A 6,768-nucleotide genomic window follows, 5' to 3' on the forward strand; every position below is an offset into this window, starting at 1 on the left:
GGTAGAGCTGTTGCTGGCGCTGGGTATTACGCCGTATGGCATTGCGGATATCCCTAACTACAAGCTGTGGGTCAGTGAGCCACCTCTACCGGACTCGGTGATTGATGTCGGGCTACGCACGGAACCCAATCTCGAACTGCTGACCGAAATGAAACCCTCGTTTCTGCTCTGGTCGGCAGGCTATGGTCCTTCCCCGGAAAAGCTGGCGCGTATTGCACCTGGTCGGGGATTTAACTTCAGCGACGGTAAAAAACCTCTGGTCGTTGCGCGACAATCGCTGCAGGAAATGGCGCAATTGTTCAATCTGCAGGACTCTGCTGAACGCCATCTGACTGAGTACGATCGTTTTATTGCCAGCCTGAAGCCGCGCTTCATTCAACGCGGCGCGCGCCCTGTGCTTCTCACCTCTCTGCTTGATTCGCGGCATATGCTGGTGTTTGGCCCAAACAGCCTGTTTCAGGACGTGCTGGACGAATATGGGATCCCCAACGCCTGGCAGGGAGAGACAAACTTTTGGGGCAGCACTGCCGTGAGTATTGACCGTCTGGCTGCTTTTCAGGATGTCGATGTATTGTGCTTTGATCACGGCAACGATAAAGAGATGGCTGCACTGATGTCTACGCCGTTGTGGCAGGCGATGCCCTTTGTTCGCAGCGGACGTTTTCAGCGCGTGCCGGCCGTCTGGTTCTATGGCGCAACGCTATCAGCCATGCATTTTGCCCGCATTCTGGATAATGCGCTGGGAGGCAAAGCGTGAGTAAACGTATCGCGCTGTTCCCCATTCTCCTGCTGACGGTTCTGTTTGTTGCCGCCTGTTGGCTCACATGGGTTAACTTCTCCGTTGCGCTACCGCGCAACCAGTGGCAACAGGCTATCTGGTCACCGGATATCGATGCCATTAAACAGATGGTTTTCCACTACAGCCTGCTGCCGAGGCTGGCGATTTCGCTGTTGGTCGGTGCCGGGCTGGGACTGGTCGGCGTATTGTTTCAGCAGGTGCTGCGTAACCCACTGGCGGAGCCAACCACGCTAGGTGTTGCGACCGGTGCGCAGTTGGGCATTACCGTCACGACGCTGTGGGCTATTCCCGGTGCGCTCACCACGCAATTTGCTGCGCTGGCAGGTGCTTGTGTCGTTGGGGCGCTGGTGTTTGGCGTCGCCTGGGGCAAACGTCTTTCTCCGGTGACGTTAATCCTTGCCGGACTGGTGGTCAGCCTGTACTGCGGGGCGATTAACCAGTTGATGGTTATCTTCCATCACGATCAACTGCAAAGCATGTTTTTATGGAGTAGTGGCACGCTAACCCAAACCGACTGGAGCGGCGTACAGCGACTGTGGCCGCAACTGCTGGGCGGCGTGATGCTGACTCTGCTGCTGTTGCGTCCAATGACGCTGATGGGACTGGATGACGGCGTGGCGCGTAACCTCGGTCTGGCGTTGTCGCTGGCGCGCCTGGCGGCCTTATCGCTGGCGATTGTCATCAGCGCCTTGCTGGTTAACGCGGTTGGGATTATCGGCTTTATTGGCCTCTTTGCACCGCTGCTGGCGAAAATGCTCGGCGCGCGGCGTCTGTTGGCGCGTCTGATGCTGGCCCCGCTGATTGGTGCGTTGATCCTCTGGCTCTCTGACCAAATCATTCTGTGGCTGACCCGCGTATGGATGGAGGTCTCCACCGGTTCGGTGACGGCGCTGATTGGTGCGCCATTGCTGCTGTGGTTGTTGCCGCGCCTTAGAAGTATGAGCGCACCGGATATGAATGCCAGCAACCGTATCGCCGCGGAGCGTCAGAATGTACTGATGTTTGCGCTGGCGGGCGGGGTGGTTTTGCTGCTGACTCTGGTGGTGGCGCTGTCGTTTGGCCGCGATGCGCACGGCTGGACATGGGCCAGCGGCGCGATGCTGGATGAACTGATGCCCTGGCGCTGGCCACGTATTCTGGCGGCGTTGATTGCCGGGGTGATGCTGGCGGTAGCGGGCTGTATTATTCAGCGTCTGACCGGAAACCCAATGGCGAGCCCGGAAGTTCTGGGCATTAGCTCCGGCGCGGCATTTGGCGTGGTGTTAATGCTGTTTCTGGTCCCCGGAAATGCATTTGGCTGGCTGCTGCCCGCAGGGAGTCTCGGGGCTGCGGTCACCTTGCTTATCATTATGATTGCCGCCGGGCGCGGTGGTTTTTCGCCGCACCGTATGCTGCTGGCAGGGATGGCGCTCAGTACGGCGTTTACTATGTTGTTGATGATGCTGCAGGCCAGCGGCGATCCGCGTATGGCGGGCGTGCTGACCTGGATCTCCGGCTCAACCTATAACGCGACGGGCGAACAGGTACTGCGCACCGGGATTGTGATGGTTATCCTGCTGGCACTGACACCGCTGTGTCGTCGTTGGCTGACGATTTTACCGCTCGGCGGCGATACGGCGCGTGCGGTGGGTATGGCGATCACGCCGTCACGCGTGGGGTTACTGCTGTTGGCTGCGGGACTAACGGCGACAGCAACCATGACCATTGGACCGTTGAGTTTTGTCGGGCTGATGGCTCCGCATATTGCCCGAATGATGGGTTTTCGTCGCGCGATGCCGCATATGCTGATTTCGGCGCTGGCGGGAGGTGTGCTGCTGGTCTTTGCTGACTGGTGCGGCAGGATGGTGCTGTTTCCGTATCAGATCCCGGCAGGATTACTGTCGACGTTTATTGGCGCGCCGTACTTTATCTATCTGCTACGTAAGCAGAGTCGCTGAGGTTAATCTCTTCCATTTAGGCGTCGCCATCCGGCAATGAAAAAGCCGGGTGGCGGCTTCGCCTTACCCGGCCTACGTTATTTCTGGATGTTCTCTTTTACAATTTCGCAAACACCCGGCGCGCGGCGTCGATGGTGTTATTGATATCGTCTTCACTGTGCGCGACGGACATAAAGCCCGCTTCGAAGGCGGACGGCGCCAGGTAAATTCCTTCATCCAGCATCATGTGGAAGAAACGCTTGAAGCGTTCAACGTCGCATGCCATCACATCCTGATAGCAGGTCACGGTTTCTGCATCGGTGAAGAAAATCCCGAACATCCCGCCCACATGGTTAACCACCAGCGGAATATTTGTTTCTGCGGCGGCTTCCAGCAGACCTTCCGCCAGACGCGTCGTCAGTTCATTTAGCGTTTCATGAATACCCGGCTGGGCCACTTCGTTCAGACAAGCAAAGCCTGCCGCCATCGCAATCGGGTTACCTGAAAGCGTACCCGCCTGATAAACCGGACCGGTTGGCGCCAGCGCGTCCATCACATCACGGCGACCGCCGAATGCGCCAACGGGCATCCCGCCACCGATGATTTTGCCAAGGCAGGTCAGATCCGGAACGACGCCGTAATAATCCTGCGCACCGGCTAGCGCCACGCGGAAACCGGTCATGACTTCATCGATGATCAACAGTGCGCCAAACTCATCACACAGGGCACGCAGGCCCGGCAGGAATTCTGGCAGCGGCGGGATGCAGTTCATGTTGCCTGCGACCGGCTCAACGATAATGCAGGCGATCTCCTGCGGATACTGTTCAAATGCCGCACGAACTGAAGAGAGATCGTTGTAGGTGCAGGTCAGGGTGTGTTTCGCAAAATCGGCTGGAACGCCCGGGGAGTTTGGCTGACCCAGCGTTAACGCGCCGGAACCAGCTTTAACCAGCAGGCAGTCGGCATGACCGTGATAGCAGCCTTCAAATTTGATGATCTTATCGCGACCGGTGAAACCGCGCGCCAGACGGATTGCGCTCATCGTCGCTTCCGTACCGGAGTTCACCATACGCACCATATCCATGGTCGGCACAAGTTCAGTGACCAGCTCCGCCATTTTCACTTCCATCTCGGTCGGTGCGCCGAAGCTTAAACCGCGCTCTGCGGCTTCAATCACCGCATTGCGAATTGCCGGGTGGTTATGGCCCAGTACCATCGGTCCCCAGGAACCGACGTAATCGACATAGGCTTTACCATCGACATCGTACAGATACGCGCCGTCCGCTTTTTCGATAAACAGCGGAGTACCACCCACGCCAGTAAAGGCGCGAACGGGGGAGTTAACGCCGCCAGGGATAAGTTCGCGTGCTGCGCTGTAGAGATTTTCAGACTTACTCATGGATGGGGTCCTGGTTCGTAGAAAAAGTAAATGCCCGCTATTCTAGTTATTCAGAGAAGGTTATGAAAGTTTTACGCATTTGAAACAATGCGATTTGCAGGGGATTTTCGTGAAATGTGCGAGTAGAATGCCGATTCCGTATTTGTATTACCAATTAATGATCATCTGATGAAGACTGACTCTCCCTCTTTTGAAGCACAACAAATTGTGCGTTTACGCCGCAGGGATCAAATCCGTCGACTCCTGGAACGCGACAAAACGCCGCTGGCGATCCTGTTGATGGCCGCCGTTGTCGGTACCGTGACGGGGCTTGTTGGCGTGGCATTTGAGAAAGCGGTGACCTGGGTACAAAATCAGCGCATTGGCGCCCTGGCCCAGGTTGCGGACCATGCCATTCTGCTGTGGCCGCTGGCGTTTATTCTCTCTGCATTGCTGGCGATGGTCGGCTATTTTCTGGTTCGTAAATTTGCGCCGGAAGCGGGAGGCTCGGGGATCCCTGAGATTGAAGGCGCGCTGGAAGAGCTACGACCTGTGCGCTGGTGGCGCGTTCTGCCGGTGAAATTTATTGGCGGCATGGGCACGCTGGGAGCCGGTATGGTGCTCGGGCGAGAAGGGCCGACCGTACAGATAGGCGGGAACATTGGGCGCATGGTGCTGGATATTTTCCGCATGCGCAGCGCCGAAGCGCGACATACCTTGCTGGCCACCGGTGCGGCTGCGGGTTTGTCGGCGGCGTTTAATGCGCCTCTGGCGGGGATCCTGTTCATTATTGAAGAGATGCGCCCGCAGTTTCGCTATAACCTCGTCTCGATCAAAGCCGTGTTTACCGGCGTTATTATGTCGAGCATCGTGTTTCGTGTGTTCAACGGTGAAGCACCGATTATTGAAGTCGGGAAGCTGTCTAATGCACCGGTAAATACGCTGTGGCTGTATCTTATACTCGGGCTTATTTTTGGCTGTGTCGGGCCGTTGTTCAACACGATGGTGTTGCGTACCCAGGATATGTTCCAGCGCTTCCACGGCGGTGAAATTAAAAAATGGGTGCTGATGGGTGGCGCGATTGGTGGCCTGTGCGGGATCCTGGGATTAATTAAACCGGAAGCGGCAGGCGGCGGGTTTAACCTGATTCCTATCGCCGCGGCGGGTAATTTTAGCGTCGGTTTACTGCTGTTTATATTTATTACCCGGGTGATCACCACGCTGCTGTGCTTCTCTTCCGGCGCGCCCGGTGGGATTTTTGCCCCGATGCTGGCGCTGGGTACGTTACTTGGCACCGCGTTCGGTATGGCCGCGGCGGCCTCTTTTCCACAGTATCATCTGGAGGCCGGAACCTTTGCCATTGCCGGAATGGGGGCTTTGCTGGCGGCTTCGGTACGTGCACCGCTAACCGGTATTGTACTGGTGCTGGAGATGACCGATAACTATCAGCTCATTTTGCCAATGATTATTACCTGTCTTGGCGCAACACTATTAGCCCAATTTATGGGTGGAAAGCCGCTATACTCGACTATCCTTGCCCGCACGCTGGCAAAACAGGAAGCGGAGCAGGCGGCAAAAAGCCAGAGTACCGCCGCTGGCGAGAATACTTGAACGAAATACCAGGGTATTAGATAATGGCCTTAACCATTGGGTTATAATTTGCCCAATTGCCAATGTCGTTTGGAGCAAAATATGAGTGATGACGTAGCGCTGCCACTGCAATTTACTGAAGCAGCAGCCAATAAAGTAAAAAGCCTGATCGCTGACGAAGATAACCCGAATCTGAAATTACGCGTGTATATCACCGGCGGTGGTTGCAGCGGTTTCCAGTACGGTTTCACCTTTGATGATCAGGTGAACGATGGTGATATGACCATTGAGAAACAAGGTGTGGGGCTGGTGGTTGATCCGATGAGCCTGCAATATCTGGTGGGCGGCGCGGTTGACTATACCGAAGGTCTGGAAGGTTCCCGCTTCGTTGTGACTAACCCCAATGCGAAAAGCACCTGCGGGTGTGGTTCTTCTTTCAGCATCTGATTGCTGCCTGTAATACCGATGGTCTGATGGTGTAGGCCCGGTAAGCGTAGCGCCACCGGGCAATGTGCCGGTTGGCGGCGTAAACGCCTTATCCGGCCTACATGTTCTGCATCATCACATCAACGCCCGTTATCATCCAGAGCAAACGTCGGCAATTTCAAATGCCAGCGAATGGCGGCAAGCCTAATCAGCAGGGTGACGATCATCCCCATCATACTGGCGTTTTCCAGCGATACATTAAAAGTATAAAACGCTGTCGCATGCACGATCCCGCCGATAATACATGCCGTGGCGTAGATTTCGGTGCGCAGAATCATCGGGACTTCACGAGCTAACACATCGCGAATGATCCCGCCGCCGACGCCAGTAATCACCCCCATACAAATCGCCACCAGGGGGCCCGTCCCGGCGAGAAATGCTTTATTGACGCCAATCCCCACGAACACCGCCAGGCCAACGGCATCCAGCACCGGAAGGATCCACTTCGGTAAACGTCGTGGCTGACGTACCAGCAGGATTGTCAGCATGCTGGTGATCATTGCCACCACCAGATCGGTGGGATCCTTAACCCAAAATACCGGTCCATGATCCAGCGCCATATCGCGGATCGTACCGCCGCCAACGGCGGTAACCACCCC

6 protein-coding genes and 1 pseudogene are annotated in these 6,768 nt (G+C 56.1%); 5 read left to right on the forward strand and 2 right to left on the reverse strand.

The genetic code is table 11. From position 1 onward, the window contains the following. Window positions 1-757 (forward strand): Fe(3+)-hydroxamate ABC transporter substrate-binding protein FhuD (gene fhuD / locus FDW87_RS08220; protein WP_252363076.1); only part of this gene is annotated, 757 nt, incomplete at its 5' end. Further along, on the forward strand, window positions 754-2,736 hold the full coding sequence (fhuB, locus tag FDW87_RS08225; protein WP_019078398.1) for a Fe(3+)-hydroxamate ABC transporter permease FhuB: 1,983 nt from the start codon (window positions 754-756) through the stop codon (window positions 2,734-2,736). The genes fhuD and fhuB, both read left to right, overlap by 4 nt. Before the next feature lie 97 nt (window positions 2,737-2,833). On the opposite strand, the gene hemL is transcribed toward fhuB, so the two are convergent. After that, entirely contained in the window at window positions 2,834-4,114 is a 1,281-nt protein-coding gene (gene hemL, locus FDW87_RS08230) for a glutamate-1-semialdehyde 2,1-aminomutase (protein WP_016151749.1), read from the reverse strand. A gap of 168 nt (window positions 4,115-4,282) precedes the next feature. On the opposite strand from hemL, the gene clcA reads away from it, so the two are divergent. The 3 genes and pseudogenes from clcA (at window position 4,283) to erpA (ending at window position 6,130) form a co-directional block, all read left to right on the forward strand. After that, window positions 4,283-5,704, forward strand: coding sequence for a H(+)/Cl(-) exchange transporter ClcA (gene clcA / locus FDW87_RS08235; RefSeq protein ID WP_137379622.1), 1,422 nt, complete (start codon window positions 4,283-4,285; stop codon window positions 5,702-5,704). A gap of 23 nt (window positions 5,705-5,727) precedes the next feature. Further along, a pseudogene (gene yadW, locus FDW87_RS21165) lies at window positions 5,728-5,793 on the forward strand (small protein YadW). Beyond that, entirely contained in the window at window positions 5,786-6,130 is a 345-nt protein-coding gene (gene erpA, locus FDW87_RS08240) for an iron-sulfur cluster insertion protein ErpA (protein WP_003018581.1), read from the forward strand. Before yadW ends, erpA begins: the two are co-directional and overlap by 8 nt. A 119-nt stretch (window positions 6,131-6,249) precedes the next feature. Here erpA and FDW87_RS08245 read toward each other — a convergent pair. Then, window positions 6,250-6,768, reverse strand: a 519-nt coding sequence (locus FDW87_RS08245; protein ID WP_252363077.1) for a TRIC cation channel family protein, incomplete at its 5' end; no start/stop codon positions are given.

This window comes from Citrobacter sp. wls826, from assembly GCF_005281245.1.
GTDB classification, from domain to species: domain Bacteria; phylum Pseudomonadota; class Gammaproteobacteria; order Enterobacterales; family Enterobacteriaceae; genus Citrobacter; species Citrobacter braakii.

Coding starts and splice junctions, on each gene's coding strand:
- clcA (WP_137379622.1), top strand. CDS start 4,283: ATGAAGACTGACTCTCCCTCTTTTGAAGCACAACAAATTGTGCGTTTA.
- hemL (WP_016151749.1), bottom strand. CDS start 4,114: ATGAGTAAGTCTGAAAATCTCTACAGCGCAGCACGCGAACTTATCCCT.
- erpA (WP_003018581.1), top strand. CDS start 5,786: ATGAGTGATGACGTAGCGCTGCCACTGCAATTTACTGAAGCAGCAGCC.